The organism is Streptomyces sp. NPDC005263 (assembly GCF_042872365.1).
Lineage (GTDB): Bacteria > Actinomycetota > Actinomycetes > Streptomycetales > Streptomycetaceae > Streptomyces.
Genome location: NZ_JBIAKJ010000001.1, coordinates 36,464 through 53,929, shown reverse-complemented (window position 1 = coordinate 53,929; position 17,466 = coordinate 36,464). Strand labels below are relative to the sequence as shown.

Sequence of the window (17,466 nt, the reverse complement as noted above, 5' to 3'; positions counted from 1 at the left end):
TTCGTACCTAGCTCGCGTTCACGGTTTCCTGGCCTTCGTGGTCGAGTTCGTCCAACGGCCGTTCGCTGTTGGCGACCATGGCGCTGAGCAAATTCCGGTAGTACTGCGGGAGGCGCTCGACGAGGTCGGAGTCGACGAGATCGGCTGCGGCCTCGAACTCGCACCGGAAGCCGTCCGTGCTGTCCACGATGTTCAGTGCCAGTGGATTGCCGGTGTGGGTGATCGGCAGCGGGTCGGCTTCCGAGACCGTGAGCCCGTCCATGGGGGGCACCACGACCTGGCGGTAGAACGACATCGACGTGGTGAACAAGTCGCTGCGCAAACCCGCTCCGGGCGGGGAGAAGTCCGTGATCAGGTCCGCGAACGGGTAGTCCTGGTGCTCGAGTCCGGTGACCAGTTGCGTGAGCACCTCTGCCACGTAGTCCGCGACGAGCATGTCCGCCGGTCGGCGCAGGCGCAGCGGCAGCAGGTTCGAGCAGTATCCGACCACCTGGTCCAGCTCCGGCGGACGCCGGGCGGCCGCGACCGGCACCAGGACGTCGTCCTGCCCCGTCAGCCGCTGCAGCAGGGCCCCCCAGGCCGCCACCAGGTAGGCGAAGACCGTGACGCCCTCGCTGCGCGCGGCATCGCGCATCTCACCGCAGAACTCGGGGTCGAGGAGAAGGCTGTGCCGTACCGCGCGGTACGGGAACGGGCTCGGCTGCCCCGACGAAGGCAGTTTCAGCGCCGGAACGTCCTTCAGGAGGGACCGCCAGAAGTCGCGGTGCTCGACGGCGGTGGGGCCGGCGGCGACCCGCTGGTGCCAGGTGAGGTAGTCCCGGAACTGCGTGGCCGGCGGCAGTTGGGGGCTCGTGCCACGGCACCTGGCGTTGTACATCGCGGCGAGGTCGTCGAGCAGAACGCTGTAGGACCAGCCGTCCACGATCGCGTGATGCACCGTCACCAGCAGCAGATGCCGTTGCGGGTCGACCTCCACCACAGCGGCGCGGAACACCTCCCCGTCGACCGGGTCGAGCGGCCGCTCGGCCCAACTCCGCTGGAAGCGCCTGAGTTCGTCCTCGTCCCCGCAAGTGTGCTCGGTCAGCACTTCGCTCTGAGGTGTCTGCGACGCGGGACGGACGACCAGCGTGTCACCGTCCGAACCGAACGTGGTCCGCAGCGTCTCGTGGCGGGCGACCAGGTCCCGCACGGCGGTGCGCAGTGCGTCGCGGTCGAGCGGGCCGTCGAGCCAGAACCCGACGGACATCTCGAAGGCGGGCACGCTGCCCTGGTCGAGGGCCCGCAGCTGCCGCTGCGCGCGGGTACTGCTTGGCGCTGCCGCATGAGGCACGGGGCCGGCCGGATTCGTACGGCTGCCGCCCAGTAGGCCGTGGGCCCGCAGCTCCTCGATGGATTCGCGCACCGCGGTACGGATGTGGTCGAGGTCGGCCTGCGCGTGCGCGGTGGACAGGAAGAAGTTGCGCAGCTCCCAGACGAACACGCCACGGTCGAGCAGGTTGAAGTAGAACGGGTCCATGTTCGCCTGATGCTCGAACTTGAAGAGCGAGGAGAACCTGTGGACTTCGATCGGCACGTCGAGCTCGCGGAAGTCGGCGTTCAGCTGGTCGGCGAACGTCGCGGTCGTGCGGTCGAGGTTCCGTTGCAGTTCCGGTCCCTCTGCGCGGAGGTGGTCGAGGACCGCCTTGGCCGTCGCCATGGTCAGCGGATGCTGGTTGAACGTGCCGCCGAAAAAGGTGGATTCCACCCTCGGGCCCGAGTCGTCGCCGAAGTTCCAGACGCCGCCGTCGATCGAGTCCATGACACCACCGCGTCCGGCGATCACACCGAGCGGCATGCCGCCTCCGACGATCTTGCCGTAGGTGGCCAGGTCGGCCTCGATGCCGTACAGCCCCTGGACGCCCGCCGGATGACAACGGAAACCCGTGACCATCTCGTCGAAGATGAGCTTCGTACCGTGCCTCCTGGTGATCTCCCGGACCGCGCGCAGGAAATCGGGCTTCTGCACGCCAGGAGTGCGCAGCGTCACCGGCTCGGTCAGAACCGCGGCGAGTTCCGCTCCGTGCTTGTTGATGAAGTCGAGAGCGTCGTCGGAGCCGAACTCGAGCACGTACACGTTCTCCACGGCATGCGGCGAGACGCCCGGTGCGAGCGGTCGGGTGCCGAACACGCCGTTCTCATGGGAGGGCACGGCGAGCACGCTGTCGAAGTGGCCGTGGTACGCGGTGGAAAAGACCACGATCTTGTCGCGGCCGGTCGCCGCCCGTGCGAGCCGGACCGCGGTCATGACCGCTTCCGTGCCGCTGTTGAGGAAGGCGACGCGCTCCATGCCGGTGAGTTCGAGTATTCCGGCGGCGACTTCCTCGACCAACTGGGTGCGCGGCCCCAGGCTGAAACCGACGTCCAGCCGCTCGCGGATGGCCGACATGACGACGGGTGGATTGTGCCCGAGGAGGTGGACGCCGTATCCCAGGGTGAGGTCGACGTACTCGTTCCCGTCGATGTCCCACAGCCGTGAGCCCTGCCCGCGCTCGGCGACGATCGGGTACAGCATCTCCTTGGTCGAGGGGCGAAAGCCGACAGTGGACCGACTGTCGGCGACCATCGTCCGGAACCGTTGGGCGAATTCCTTGGAGCCCTTGGTCCGAGCGCCGAGACGGTCGGCGAGCTCCTTCAGGTAGCGGGCGCGCTCCGGCGTCTCCACGGGGCTGATCGCGCTGCTCCGTGCGCCGGGTGCGAGCGGCACCACCGACCTCGCCGGTGCCGGCCGCGCAGGGGAGAGCGCCACGGGCGCCGACGCGCCGGCTCCGGACGCGGGCCCGGTGGCCGGGTCGGCCGTGGGGGCCGTGGAGGTCGCTTCGTTGCCCGCCAGCAGTTGGAGCTGGCGCTGCATGACCAGGAGCTGTTCCTTGATCAGGTCCTGCACGGCCGTCGAGACGCCCGGCACCGAGTCACCACCTGGCGTCGGCAACGCGGTCGATGATGCTGCGACTGTCGGCGCGCTGTCGATCGGCGTCACCGGCGACAGTGCCAGTACCGGTGCCGTGTCAGCCACGGCGGCTATGGAACTTACGGCAGCCATGGTGGTGGTGGACACAACAGCAGGCGAGGGCGGGACCGTCCGCGCTCCCGGCAGCTTCTCCGCCGGTGCGTGCGCGAGAAGGTACGCGGCGAGGTCGGGCAGCGTCTGGACGTCACCGAAAAGCTGCCGGAGCGGAACTTTGCAGCTGTAGCGGTCCTCCAGCCGCTGCAACATACCGAGCAGCGACATCGAGTCCCCGAGTTCCGTGAGCGCGAGGTTGGGGTCCAACTGTTCGGGCTGGATGTCGAAATAGTCGCCGACGACGGTGGCGAGTTCCTGGAGCAGGGGTTCCACAGTGCTCTCCTCGTGGTCGAACATCAGGCTGTTTCCCTTCGGCGGCCGACGCGGCGATGGGACGGCGCGGCCGTTCGTCCCGCGGCCAGGCTTGCCGCGAGGCGGTCGATCGTCGGGTTCGCGAGGAGTTCGACTGCCGTCAGTGGCACGCCGAGCCCTTCCTCGATGCGCCGGGCGAGCCTGACCGCGAGCAGCTCGTCGCCACCCACGTCGAAAATGCTCAAGTCGTACCGGTTGATCTCGGTCCGCAGTACCTCGGACCACAGTTTCGCCAGCGCCGCTTTCAGCTCGTCGCCACTCAGCTGCTGCCTGGGCCTGGGGGAGGCGAGGGCGGGGCGCACCGGCTCCGTGAGGGCCGTCGGCTGCTGGATGCGGCGGTTCGGGTCGGTCGTGAAGACCGAGAGCAGGGACGGCATGTCGGAACGCAGAACAAGGTCAAGGACGTTGGCACGCTGCCCTGGTGGCAGGGAGTCGCCCCAGTCGATGTCGATCACTCTGTCCATGGCCGATGCCTGGGCATGGAGGAAGCGGTCGGCCGCCGCCTGCCACGGGTCGCCGCTGCCCGGCACCGTGGGGGAGCCCATCGTGACGCCGAAATCGACGGGCGTTTCGGCGAAGATCTCGGCCAGCACCAGCGCTCCACGGACCCTCGGGGCGAGGGCCTGCCGCCAGGCTGCCCGGTCGGTGGCGTCGATCCCGCGGTGGGCCTGGTCGTGTGGCGCGTCGGCGCAGTGGAACCATCCGTCGATCCGGCCGAACCGCTGACGGGCGGTGCCGACCAGCTCCCGCATCGCACCCGCGTCGGTGACGTCGACGGACGCCGCCATGACGGTGGCGCCGAGGCGTTCGAGGCCGCGGACGGCCTCGATCTTCCGGCTGACCGGATCAGCTGCTCCGTGCGCGGCGATCCACCGGTCGAAGGCGTCGGGGCGCGGCAGTGGGGACTGTTCGGTGAGCACCAGCCTGGCCCCGGCGACGCGGGCCAGGTGGTCGGCGAGGGTCAGACCCATCTGCCCGAGACCGCCGGTGATGAGGTACACACCGCCGGGGCGCAGCCGACTGGTCGGGACCGATGGGGCGGGGCCGGCCGCTGCGGGAACGAGATGCCGCGTCCAACGGTGCCCGTGCCGGAACGCGATCGGGACCCCGGTCGGGGCGACGATCTCCGCGAGGAGGGCTTCCGGTGTGAGGGTGCTCCCGCCGATGTCGATGCTTCGACAACGGAGCCCGGCGAATTCCTGGGACATACGGTTCAGCGCGGCTTCGGTCATCGCGGCGGCGGGCGCGAGGGTTTCACCGCCCGTGATGTCGTGCACGTCGCGGACCACCACCCCGATGTGCGCGCCTTCGTGGCCCGGACCACGGGCGAGCCGCCTGGCGACGTCGAGAACGGAGAACAGCCCGAGGTCGAAGGCCTGGTTCAGACTGTCGGTCGCGAGGTGCCCCGGAGCGATGTCGAGAGACCAGAGATGCACGACCCGCTCGGGGGTCAGCCCATCCACCGCGAGCGCGTCGAACAACTTCTCGTAGTCGCAGAAATCCGTGGGATCGACGACGAAGGACGCGGCGCCGACTCGGCCGAAAGCACCACCCTGACGTACTACGACCACGGCGGCGCCTCGTTCGCGCAGGGAGCTTGCGAGGGCGTCGCCGACCCCACCGGAGTCCCCGAACAGCAGCCATGGGCCTGCGGGCAACGTGCTTTCCGCGGGCGCGCCGGGTCCTGGGCCGAGGCGCTGCCATGAGGGTGTGTACAGCCACTCGGCCGGGTTATGACTACGGCTCGGCTCCGTGTGGCCGCCGGTGAGTGTCGGTTCGAGACGGAGAAAGGTGCGCTGCAGCGGGTGCACCGGCAGGGGGACGCGGTGCCGCTGTCCGCCGTACCAGCCAGACCAGTCCACCGGCACGCCTTCGGTCCACAGTCGTGCCGCGGCGGTCAGAAGCCTGGCCACGGGCGGCAGGGCCTGTTCGGCGTCGAGGCCGGAGCCTGCCGGGAGTACAGGAGGGTTGCCGACAGCCACCACGGCCGCACCGTCCGCCGCGCGGCCGGTGAACGCCTCGGCCAGCCGGTCGCCCTCCCAGACGTCCCGGGTCCAGTGCAGCGGGTCGAGCACCCGTTCCTGCGGCAGTTCACCGCCCACGACGGCCGACAGGAGAGGAATGTCCGGAACTCTCGGGCGCACCTCAGGGGCCTGGTCGGTCAGTCCTGCTCGCCAGCACAGCAGTGCCAGTGCCTCGGACGGTTCGAGGACGCCGGCGTAACAGGCCGCGAGGAGTTCGCCCACCCCAGCCCCTCCGACCGCCGCCGGCCGGACGCCGGACTCCCTCCACAGCGTCGCGAGCACCTGGCTCGCGGTCACCAGAGCCGCCGACGGGTCGTCCCCACTCGGGACGGCACCCCCGGCACCCCCGGAAGACCGCTTCGCGATGTCGGCGACGGCGGGCAACTGTGCAAGCAACGCACGGAACTCCTCGGCCGGGACGTCGCCGAAGAGGAACGACACGGCCGGGGTGGTCTCCGCCACCCTCCCGCCCGCGCTCTCGCCCTTGGTGAGCGCACGCAATCCGGCCGCGGCGGTGGCGTGGTCCACCGCAGTGACGGCGTAACGATGTGCATGGCCGCGTCGGCCCTGGCGCAGTGTGAACGCCACGTCGACGAGCTCGGGTGCCTCCGGTGCCTCCAGTACATCGGCCAGCCGACCAGCCAGCTCTCGCAGCGCCAAGTCGCTCGGGGCACTCACCGCAAGCGTCTGCGGCCCGCCGGTCGTCGCCGGCCGGCCGGGGAGCGGGGGTGCCTCCTCCAGGACGACATGAGCGTTCGTCCCGCCGATACCGAACGAACTCACTCCGGCCCGGCGGGGGGTCTCGCTCGACGGCCAGGCCATCGGCAGGGTGTTGATGTGGAACGGGCTGCCCACGAGATCGATCTGGGGGTTGGGTCGGTCGAATGCCGGGTGACCCGGGATCTCCTGGTGCCGCAGCGCCAGCACCGCCTTGATGAAGCCGGCGATTCCCGCCGCGGCGGCGAGGTGCCCGACATTCGCCTTGACCGAGCCCAGGGCGCACTGGCCCGGCCGGGCACCGCCGTCGGCGAAGGCCTCGCTCAGCGCGGCGAACTCGATGGGGTCGCCCAGCACCGTGGCGGTGCCGTGCGCCTCGACGTACGTGATGGTGTCGGCGTCCACCTCCGCCACCGCCTGCGCCTCGGTGATCACGGCCCGTTGCCCGCCGATGCTCGGAGCGGTGTAGCCGATCTTGTCGGAGCCGTCGTTGTTGATCGCCGAGCCCTTCACCACCGCGAGGATCTGATCGCCGTCCTCGATGGCCTCGGCCAGCCGCTTCAGGGCGACAAGCCCCACCCCGTCACCGAAGGTCGTCCCTGCTCCGTCGGCGTCGAACGGCCGGCATCGCCCGTCCGGGGAGAGGATCATCCCCTCGCTGAAGACGTAGCCCGGATAGCTGTTGGCGATGACCGACACCCCGCCCGCCAGGGCGATGTCGCACTCACCTGTGAGCAGGCTCTGCACGGCCAGATGCACAGCGACCAGCGACGTCGAACAGGCGGTCTGCACGTTGATGCTCGGCCCGTTGAGATCCAGCTTGTACGAGATCCTGGTGGTCAGGTAGTCCTTGTCGTTGGCGATCATCAGCTCGGTGCCGGCGTAGCCCAGCGGGTCACAGGAACGAGCCACGACATTCGTCAGGTACGTGTTCATCGACGCACCGGCGAACACGCCGACGGCCTGATCGTCCGCTCCACCCGAGTAGCCGATTGTCTCCAGCAGCTCCCACGCGACCTCAAGCAGGATGCGCTGCTGCGGATCGAGCAGTTTCGCCTCGCGCTTGGTGAAGCCGAAGAACTCGTGGTCGAAGTCGAACGCGTCCGGCAGGACCGCGGCCCGTTTGACATAGGCGGGATCGCGAAGCACCTGCTCCGGCGCCCCGGCAGCCGCGAGTTCGGCGTCCGTGAAGGTGGTCAGCATGTCGTCCCCGGCACGCAGCCGGTTCCAGAACTGAGCCAGATCCCCGGCGCCGGGGAACCGACCGCACATGCCGATCACGGCCACGTCATTCTGCCGAGCCGTCGGAACGGCCATGCCACCGTCAGACATCGTTGCCCCCATCGCTGTCCTGGACACGACGCTCCCGCGCACGCAGACGAGCGCTGCGGGCCGTTCCGCCCGCCAACTGGGCCCGTCTGCTGGACGCCCGGCCCCGGCCAGAGTCCGTGTCGGCCCCGGGGCCGGTCTGGCCGAGGCGCCGGGCCAGACCGGCCACGGTCGGATAGCGGAACATCTCGTTGACCTTCAGCGGCGTATCCGCGGCTTCGTCGGCGAGCATCTCGTGCACCCGCATCAGCAGCATCGAATTGCCACCGAGATCGAAGAAGTTGTCATCCGGCCCCACACCCTCGCGCCCCAGCACCTGCCGCCAGACGGCCGTCACGCGCTGCTCGATACCCCGCAGTGCGGTGCCGCTCCGCGGAGTCGTGCCGACGGACTCGGGCACCGCGGTGCGCCGGCTGATGCCGGGGGTGACTTCGCTCGCCATCGGCAACTCCGCCACACCACGATCGGGGTCCGCGAGCGCGGCCCGCAGCAGCGCCAGACAGTTCCCGATCACCTGACGAGCCGCCAGGGCCGAGAAGACGGACTTGCGGTACTTGAGCAGCCCGACGAGCCGGTCGCCGTCGTGCACGACCTCCAGCACGAGCTCAAGCTGGTCGTCCTGCTGGTCCAGGCGGAACGGCACCGCGGTCAGCCCGGCCCAGGCGGCCGGCGCCGCGCCGTCGTCAGCCACGTACAGGCCCGCCAGCGCCGGGTACCTGTTGGGTTTCTGGTAGCTGAACATCGCCTGGAAGATCGGGTTACGGTCGTCCACCCGGCGCGGCGCCAGCTCGCCGACCAGCAGCTCGAACGGGTAGTCCTGGTGCTCCAGCGCCTCGATGACGGTACGGCGCGTTCGCCCCAACTGCTCCCGGAACGACACCGCGTCGCTCAGATCGGCGCGCAGAACGACGGGGTTGACGAAGTTTCCGACGCACTCGGCCATCGTCGGACTGGTCCGGCCCGCGAAGGGGGACCCCACCAGGACGTCACGCCGGCCGGTGTAGCGACTGACCAGGACCTGAAAGGCAGTCAGCAACACGGCGTAAGGAGTGACCCCTTCTTCCTTGGCCAGCTGGAACACGCGGTCGGCGAGTTCCGCGCTGATGGGGAACGGGATCGATCCGCCCGCGTCGGCACCCGGATCGAGTTCGAAGCGGGGCCATTCGGCGGGCTCAAGTCGGCCGGAGAGTTGAGAGTGCCAGTAGGCGCGAGCCTCGCTGCCCTTCTCGCCCTGGATCAGCTCCCGCTGGTGAGCGACGAAGTCGCTGTAGGGGATGTTGCGTCCGGGCAGCTGCGACGGACGCCGTTCGGTCTCCGCAAGGTAGAGCTCTTCGAGCTCCGCCACGATGACACCGAGCGACCAGAAGTCGCACACCACATGGTGCACGGCCAGCAGTATCACTGCCTCTCCCGGCGCCACCGAATACGTCCGTACGCGGACCAGCGGCCCGGTCGAGAAGGCGAACGGTTCGCGATGGGCGTGGCGCACCGCGTCCTCGATCTGCTGCTCGTCCCACTGGCTCGCGTCCACGTCGGCGAAGTCGGGTTCGAGCCACCCGTGCACTGTCTGGTGGTCGGTGCCGTGGAAGGTCGTACGCAGGGCCGCGTGCCGTCCGACGAGCGACGACACCGCGCTGCGGAACGCGGCGGAGTCGAATCCGCCGGTGAACCGGGCAGTGAACCCGACGTTGTAGGACGCGCTGTCCGGATTCATCCGATGCAGCAGCAGAAGCGGGCGCTGGGCGTACGAGAGCGGGTGCTCGGTCCGCGCCTGGCCGGCGCGTGCTCGGAGAGCCGCCTCCAGCTTCTTCCGTATCGCCCATTGCTGAAGGTCGTCTTTTTGAATGTCGTCGGCGGTCATGAGGTTCCGTCCTGGTCGGCCAGCCAGGGCAGCAGCGCCTGGATCTGGTCCTCAGTCAGCGAGTCGAGGTTGGCCAGGAGGCGTTCGGCCTCCTCCGGTGAGAAGGGCTCCACGGCGGTCGGCGCCGCCGTGGACGCGGCGGCCTGGGTCGGGGCGTCGAGCATCAGGCGCTCCGACAGCTCATCGATGAGCAGACGCAGGGCCTTGCCTTGGAGAAGACCGGTGAGTGGCAGGTCGACGTCCAGGTCGCGGAAGATCTGGCCGCGTACTTCGACCGCCACCAGCGAGTCGAGCCCAGCTTCGTGGAGCGAGAGGTCCTCGTCGATGGCGGCCTCGGCCAGGCCAAGTCGCGTGGCCAGCATGGCGCGCAGGTAGGCGAGCACCAGCTCGCGGCGATGTTCCGGCGTGGCGCCGAGCCAGTCCCGCCGCAGCCGCCTGACCGCCTCCGTCCCGTCCCCGGCAGGCGTTCCCTCACGCATGGCGACCGCGCGACCGGTGGGGAACCGGTCCAGGTAGCGGGACCAGTCCACGGAGAAGACCCCGTACTGAGCACCGGGCCCGGCCAGGAGCCGGTCGAGCGCGGCGAATGCCGGATCGGCTTCCAGTGGGGTGAACCCACCCTCCAACAGCCGGGATTGGAGCCGTTCGCTCAGTTGTGCCACCATGCCCGCCTCCCACGGCCCCCAGCCGACACTGAGGGCGGGTAGTCCCAACCCGCGCCGATAGTGGGCGAGCCCGTCGAGGAAGGCGTTGGCGGCCGCGTAATGGGCCTGCCCCGGGGCCCCGAGCAGCGCGGCCGTGGAGGAGAACAGGATGAAGTGCTCAAGGTCGAGATCCAGGGTGGCGCGGTGCAGGTGCCAACCACCGGCGACCTTCGGGTCCAGGACCGACTGGAAGCGGTCCCAGCGCAGCTGCGACAGCACCGCGTCATCGAGTACGCCGGCCGCGTGGACGACGCCCTTGAGGCCGCCCCACTCCCGCTGCGCCCGCTCGACCAGCTGTTTGACCGCGGCCTCGTCCGTGACGTCCAGGCAGGCCAAAGTGACCTTCAGCCCGGACTGCTCCAGCTCGCGGACCTGCTCCTCGACCCGTGCCTCGTCGGCACGCCGTGACGCGAGTACGACGTGTCGCACCCCGCGTCTGCCCAGCCACGCCGCGGTACGCAGACCGAGCGCTCCGGTCCCCCCGGTGATCAGGTAGCACCCGTGGCCGCTCAGTCGGCCAGGACTGGTCGGCAGCCCCGACTCGCGGTGCAGCGTGGGCCGGTAGAGCAGCCCGTTGCGGATCGCGGCTTCAGCGCCGGGCCATGCGGACGGCACGCTCAGCGCGCCGGTGACGTCCCGTGGGTCCACGTCCAGCAGCTGCACGTTTAGCTGAGGTGCTTCCAGCGCCGCACTCCGGCCAAGGCCCCACAGCATCGACCCGTAGGGGTCGCCGACCTCGACGGGCTCGCGTACGGACACCGCACCGCGGGTCAGCAGCACCACGGAATCGGGCGTCCAGTCCGTGCGCTCGGTGGCCTGCACGAGCGCGGGCACGCTGCCGACGGCGGTGCGGGTGTTCCGGGCGTCCAGGCCGAGGCAGTGCAGCACGCTCGCCGGCCCGGTCTCGCCAAACAGCTGGACCAGGTGATCCGCGTCGGTGGGATCCAGCGCGAATCGATGATCGTCGAGGCGGGTGAAGGTCGTGCCCACCTCGGCGATCACGCACCGGCTGCCGCTTGCCTCCAGCGCTGTGACCGCGTGCCGCCAGTGCCCCTGACGGTCGGCGAGCACGATCCATGTGCCGGTCGCGGGCGACGTGTCATCGGTCGCCTCGGCCAACTCCCAGGTGTCGGCGTAGATCGCGGCCTCGGACGAACGGAAGGAGACCGCTCTCAGCTGGAGGCCGATGAGCTCGACCAGCGGGTTGCCTTCGCGGTCGGTCAGTGAGACGTCGGCTAGTGCTCCAGATGCATCGGCCTCGCGGTGTCGGACGAGCGCGACACCTGATGCCACGGCGTGGTCGGAGGGGTGGAACACGGCCCGCTCGATCCGGAACGGCAACAGCACGCCGTCCGCAGGGGCCGCGCGGACGATCCGTGCCGCGATCGCCAGCTGAACGCAGGAGTCAAGCAGTGCCATGGTCCGCTCTCGCGGCGAGTCCGCCGCGAAGCCGAGGTCGCCGGAGCTGTCCTCACCGTCCAGACGCAGCTCTTCGATCCACTGGAACGCCGGACCGAACCGGAAGCCCGCCGCCTCGAACAGCGGGTAGAGCTCAGCTGGGGAAACCGGCCGGCCGGCGAGGTGGGCCGACGGATCCGTTGCTTGTGCGAGGGCGTCAGTCCGTTGGATCCGCCCCTCCGCGTGCACCTGCCAGGACTCGTCGGCCAGCGGGTCCTCCGCGTTGGTCAGGCTGAGCGACTGGGCGACGAACCGGTGGTCCCCGGCCGGGGTGAGCACAAGCTGGAGTCGGCGTTGCGCCTTGTCGACCTCCAGTGCTCGCGGGAACACCAGATCCTCGATGACCACAGCGGAGTCGTCGCCGGCCACAGCCTCCACCAGGCAGGCAGTGTGGTAAGCCCCCGGCACGACGAGGCGGCCGGAAATCTCGTGATCGGCGAGCGCCCGCGGAACCGTCGCGGCCACCGTGGTCTCGTAGCGCCGCTGCGTGGACTGCGGCAGCGCCAGCCGGCTCAGTTCGGGCAGATTCCCGGTCGGTTGAGCGGACAGCTCGGCGCCGGAAGACGCCGCGGCGGCATGGGGGAGTGCCGGTGCGGTCCAGTGCCGGGTCCGGGCGAAGGGATAGAGCGGAGCGGAAGTCTTGCCCGCCTTCATCGGGGCGTAGTACGCCGCCCAGTCGACCGGTATCCCCGCCCTGTCCAGGCGTGCCAGGTGATTGAGCACGGTGATCGGGTCCGGGGTCCTGGGGGCGAGGCCGGGCAGCCAGACGATACCGTCGTCGGATTGGACGCGCCCGGCGGTGGTGAGGGTCCGGCCCGGGCCCACCTCGAGGAAAACCGTGCATCCCCCGCCGAGCAGTTCGCCGATGCCGGGCGCGAACCTGACCGGTGAGGTGAGTTGCCGTCCCCAGTACTCCGCACCGGGCTCGGCACGGCCCGCCCAGGTGCCGGTGACGTTCAGCGCCATTGGCACGACAGGCTGCCGGTGGGTGATCCGGTTCGCGGCCTGGACGAGTGCGGGGACGGCCGGGGCGACCAACGGTGAGTGGAAGGCGTGCGTCGTCTCCAGAGGGATCGTGGCCCAGCCCCGCTGTCGGAACTCCGCTTCCAGCGTGCTCATCTCGGTGTCCGAGCCGGAGACCGTGATCCGTTCCGGCGCGTTGTACGCGGCGACTGCCGCCGAACCGCCCTTGGCCTCGACCAGTCGTTCCAGCTCGGCCACGTCGGTGCAGCCGACGGCGACCATCCGGCCGCCACCGGGAACAGCCGCGAAGGCGCGGCCGCGTGCGCAGACCAGTTCGAGCCCCTCCTCGACGCCGAACACGCCGGCCACGCAGGCGGCCGCGTACTCGCCGAGGCTGTGACCGACCACCGCGTCCGGCCGCACTCCGCAGGCGGACCAGAACTCCGCCAGCGTGACCTGTAGGAGGAAGACCGCCGGCTGGAGCAGCTCGGCCCGCGTCTGGGCAACGGGGTCGGCGAACACCTCGAGGGGGCCGACCCCGGTGAGGCGGCGGAAGGTGTCCACGTGCCGGTCCAGTGCCGCGCGGAAGGTCGGATGCTCGCGGTAGAGGTCGACCGCCATGCCGGCGTACTCGGAGCTCTGACCGGGGAAGAGGAACCCGACCCTCGGATTCGCGCGCCCGGATTCACCCGCGTCCGCCGGTCCTGTTCCGTCGCGCAGCCACGACTCGATGCGCTCGGCTGCTGTGTGCTCGGTGTCCGCGACGACGCTGAGCCGGTGGCGCAGCGCGCGGCGACCGACATGACTCGTATAGGCCAGGTCTGTCAGGGCCGCGTCCGGCTCGCGCAGGCGGTTGGCCCACCGGTCCGCGAGTTCCCGCAGCGCGTCCGCGCTCCTGGCGCTGATCGTGATGAGGTCGTGCCCCGGACGATGGCCCGCCCGCGTGCGTTCCGGCGCTTGTTCGAGCACGGCGAAGGCGTTGGTGCCGCCGATGCCGAGGGAGTTGACCGCAGCCCGGCGCGGAATTCCGGGCAGGGGCAGCGGCGCCGGGTTGACGAACAGGCCCGTGTCGTCCAGCTTCAGCCGGGGATTCGGCTCCTTGAAGTACGGGCTGGGCGGGATCTTCCCTCGATACAGCGACAGTGCGGCCTTGATCAGGCCCGCTATGCCCGATGCCGCCTCCATGTGCCCGATCAACGCCTTCACCGAGCCGATGGCGCAGGGAGCGTCCTGTCCGAAGACCTGCTTCAGCGCGCCGATCTCGGTGGGGTCGCCGAGCGGTACCCCGGTGCCGTGCGCCTCGATGTAGCCGATCGTGGCGGGATCGACGCCAGAGACGTGGAGCGCCTGACGCATCGCGGCCAGCTGGCCCGGCAGGCTCGCGGCGCCGTAGCTCGACTTGCCGCCGCCGTCGTTGTTGATCGCGGTTCCGAGGATGGTGGCGTAGACGGTGTCACCGTCGCGCAGCGCGTCGGCGAGGGGCTTGAGGACGACGGCGCCCACGCCGCTGCCGAAAATCGTTCCCTGCGAGCCGATGTCGAAGGGGCGGCAGCGGCCGTCCGGTGACAGTATGCCGCCCCGGCGGTGCCAGTACCCGGTGGCCTGGGGGAGCCGGATGTTCACGCCGCCGGCCAGTGCCGCTTCACACTCGCCGCGCAACAGGCTCTGGACGGCGAGGTGCACCGCGACCAGTGAAGTGGAGCACGCCGTCTGCACCGTCAGACTGGGCCCGGTCAGATTGAGCTTGTACGACACCCGCGTGGCGAGGAAGTCCTTGTCGGTCCCGAGCTGTTCGAGTGAGGCCGTGGGATCTTCCAGTGTCCCGGCGCTGTTCAACACCTCGGGGAGGTAGCTGGTGAGAACACCGCCGCTGCCGGCGAACACACCGACCGAGGTCCCCGTCCCGGCCGCGGTGCGCAGGCCCGCGTTCTCGAGAGCGTGCCAGCACGTCTCCAGGAAGACCCGCTGCTGAGGGTCCATCACGGCGGCCTCGCGGCCGGAGATGTCGAAGAATGCCGCGTCGAACAGGTCGACGTCGTCCATCGACGCGGTCGCCTTCACGTAATCAGGATTCGTCAGCCACTCCGGGTTCACACCACCGCGCAGCAACTCCTCGTCACCGAGGTCGCGTATCGCTTCGCGTCCGGCCAGGATCGCGTCCCAGAACCGGTCCAGGTCCGCGGCTCCGGGGAAACGGGCGGCCATGCCGACGATCGCGATGGGTTCCCCGCCCGGTTCGCGCTGCGTCATGACGGCTCGCCGGCACCGAGTCGGGGCAGCACGACCGGGTCGTACGCCTGCAGCAGGTCACCGACCGTGCGCACACTGGTGATGGGAACGTCGTCGGAGAACGGGTCGGTGTCCAGCTCCATCTCCAGCACGGCGACGAGCCGCGCCAGGTGCAGCGACTCAAGACCGAGCTGATCGACGAGCAGCTGGTCCTCGTCCAGCTGCTCGACCGGCCCGGCCACCTCGTTCACGATCTCGAGCAGTGCGGCTTTGACCGTGTCCCGCTTGTTCATTGGAATCACACTCCGTTCATATGCACCCGGCCCCCGCGGTAGGGGTTCAGCAGGTGTAGCCACCGTCGACGGTGATGGTTTGGCCGGTGATGAAGCTCGCCGCGGGCGAGGTGAGGAACCGGATGACGCCGAGCACGTCCTCTATCGAGCCGAGCCGGCCCAATGGCGTCCGGCGCACGATGCGGCGGCGCTGGGCCTCGTCGATACCCGCGGTCATCTCGCTGTCGAAATAGCCGGGGGCGACACTGACCACGCGGACCCCGGCAGGGCCGACCTCACGGGCGAGACCTCGCGTCAGCCCGTCGAGCGCCGCTTTCGCCGCGCCGTACACGGCGACGCCGGTCTGCCCGCGCAGCGCGTTGATGGAGGACAGGTTGATCACGACACCCGCCCGACGGGCCAGCATGGGCTTCAGACAGGCCCGGGTGAGCAGAACCGGCAGTGTCACGTTGGTCCGCAGGGCGGTGTCGATGGCCGTCGGGGCGGTCAGCGTCAGCAGGCCCTCCAGCCCGATCGCCGCGTTGTTCACGAGCGCGTCGATACGGCGATGGCGACGCACGGCCGCTCGGGCGAACCCCTCGACGGCTTCGGCGTCCGTTCCGTCGATCGGGGACCAGAACAGGGTGTCCGCGGCGGTCGACTTGCGCAGCGCGATGAGCTCGGCCGACTCGGACCGGCTGAAGGTCTCCACTCGGTGACCGCGTTCCAGGAAGTCGGTCACCAGCGCCAGTCCCAGACCTCGGCTGCCTCCGCTGACGACCGCCACCGGACGCTGATCCACGGTGCCGTTCACACCGCACCCCCCATGCGCTTGAATCGCTCGCCGTGCAACGGCACGTCCGAGACGGTGACGACGGCCGGAACCTTGTGCGGCGGTAGGTGGTCGGTACAGAACTGGCGCAGCCGCCTGTTCAGTGCCCGCTGCTCCTCCAGCTCGACCAGCTCGACCGTGGCCGTGACGATGTGACCGGTGACGGCGTTCGGGCGTCCGGTCACGATGACGTCGCGGACGTTGCCGGCGCGGAGGAGCACGTTCTCGACCTCGGCCGGTGACACCTTCTCTCCGCCTACGTTGATCAGCGCCGAGAGCCGCCCGAGTACACGGAGGGTGCCGTCCTCGGCCACCTCGACCGCGTCTCCGGTGTTGAGCCAGCCGTCCTCGTCGAACGGGCTGGGCGCGTTGAGATACCCGAGCATGGCGCTCGGCGACTTGATCCAGAGCACCCCGTCGCGCACCTCCGTCCCGAACCCCCGCCCTCCGACGTCCATCCGCAACGAGTCCGACGAGATCGATCGCGTGGGCAAGATGCCGGTCTCGGTGAGGCCGTAGGTCTGCTTGAACTGCACACGAGGGAACTCGGTGGCCGCGTGCGCGAGGGTGACCTCGCGCATGGGCTCCGTGCCGTAGGTGATCAGTTCGAGCGAGGACAGGTCGTAGTCCCCGTAGACGCCGGAGACCAGCAGCATGTTGAGGAAGGTCGGCGTGGTCGGTAGCACCTGGACGCGGTGACGCTCGATGGCCTCGCACGCGTGCTTGGGGGTGCGTTGCGGTTCGGTGACCACCGTGCCGCCGCCGATGAGCGTACGGAACAGCGTGTTGACTCCACCGATGTGGTCGAGCGCCATGAACTGCAGCGTTCGCCGGGGGCGCGACGACGCACGGAAGCCACCGAGCAGCCGAGGGAGCGAGAGCAGCGCGGCCTTGCTCTCGCCCGTCGAGCCCGAGGAGAACAGCAGCAGCCCGGCCTCCCCGAGGGTGGCGAGCTCGGTCAGAAGGCGTGGGCGTGGCGCGTCCGGTGCCGCGATGGTCTGGACCGTCCACTCGTCAGGACCGCTGAACTCGACGACAAGGGTCACGTGTGCCGTCGCGATCCGGCTCTCCCGCTGGTCCCTCGGCGGATCGGCGGGAGCGAAGGGCACCACGACAGCGCCTCGGACGGCGAGCGCCGTGAAGAGCGCGACCGTGTTCGGTGAGGCGTTCCCGACCACCGCCACGATCTCGCCGGCCGATACTTCGAGCCGGTCCAGCTCGGCCAGCCAGCCGGTGGCCCGCTCCGCGAGGTCGGCGTACGTGACCCTGCCGCCGTGCCCGACCATGGCCTCGGCGTCGGCTCGACCCCGAAGTTGCGACAACAGCCAATCCATCGCGCCTCCCTCAATCGTCATGTGCTTGCTTCCAACTCCGGAGCACGATCGTGTGGTGAGCCGGGTGTTCGGGCTATCTCCGCGTCACAGCAGACCGGTGACACCGCGGCAGGTTGGTGACATCGTGGCTCGGCTCAGTACCGCTGGCAGCGCGCCCTCGCCTGCTCGGGGCGGGCCAGGGAAGCCGTGCCCCAGGACAGCGCGCACTCGACCGACGACCCCCATAGCCGGCGGGTAATTCCCGGCGAACTCGAAGAAGCTGGAGCCAACGCGAGAAGCCCTCCGGCTGATCGGACATATCGCATATCTGCTGTCTACGTGCGGACTGATC

General features: G+C 69.8%; 7 protein-coding genes. All 7 read right to left on the bottom strand.

The window, feature by feature from the left end; all coding sequences use genetic code 11:
- Positions 1-7: 7 nt before the first annotated feature.
- From ACFYRY_RS00235 to ACFYRY_RS00205, 7 genes are read right to left on the bottom strand one after another with little or no spacing between them, the layout of a single operon-like run.
- Entirely contained in the window at positions 8-3,397 is a 3,390-nt protein-coding gene (locus ACFYRY_RS00235) for an aminotransferase class III-fold pyridoxal phosphate-dependent enzyme (RefSeq protein ID WP_389138436.1), read from the bottom strand.
- On the bottom strand, positions 3,397-7,485 hold the full coding sequence (locus ACFYRY_RS00230; protein ID WP_389138433.1) for an SDR family oxidoreductase: 4,089 nt from the start codon (positions 7,483-7,485) through the stop codon (positions 3,397-3,399). Before ACFYRY_RS00230 ends, ACFYRY_RS00235 begins: the two co-directional genes overlap by 1 nt.
- Positions 7,478-9,343 carry a condensation domain-containing protein gene (locus ACFYRY_RS00225; RefSeq protein WP_389138430.1) on the bottom strand — a complete coding sequence of 622 codons (1,866 nt, stop codon included), beginning with the start codon at positions 9,341-9,343 and terminating at the stop codon, positions 7,478-7,480. Before ACFYRY_RS00225 ends, ACFYRY_RS00230 begins: the two co-directional genes overlap by 8 nt.
- A complete protein-coding gene (locus ACFYRY_RS00220; protein WP_389138428.1) occupies positions 9,340-14,718 on the bottom strand; it encodes a type I polyketide synthase in 5,379 nt (1,792 codons plus the stop codon). The genes ACFYRY_RS00225 and ACFYRY_RS00220 overlap by 4 nt, the downstream gene beginning before the upstream one ends.
- Complete coding sequence (locus ACFYRY_RS00215; RefSeq protein ID WP_389138425.1) at positions 14,715-14,990, bottom strand: acyl carrier protein; 276 nt, start codon at positions 14,988-14,990, stop codon at positions 14,715-14,717. The genes ACFYRY_RS00220 and ACFYRY_RS00215 overlap by 4 nt, the downstream gene beginning before the upstream one ends.
- Before the next feature lie 46 nt (positions 14,991-15,036).
- Positions 15,037-15,783 (bottom strand): SDR family NAD(P)-dependent oxidoreductase, encoded by a 747-nt coding sequence (locus ACFYRY_RS00210; protein WP_389138423.1) that lies wholly within the window; start codon positions 15,781-15,783, stop codon positions 15,037-15,039.
- Positions 15,780-17,135: a class I adenylate-forming enzyme family protein gene (locus ACFYRY_RS00205; RefSeq protein WP_389138420.1), complete on the bottom strand. Its 1,356-nt coding sequence runs from the start codon at positions 17,133-17,135 to the stop codon at positions 15,780-15,782. The genes ACFYRY_RS00210 and ACFYRY_RS00205 overlap by 4 nt, the downstream gene beginning before the upstream one ends.
- Between the last annotated feature and the right edge of the window lie 331 nt (positions 17,136-17,466).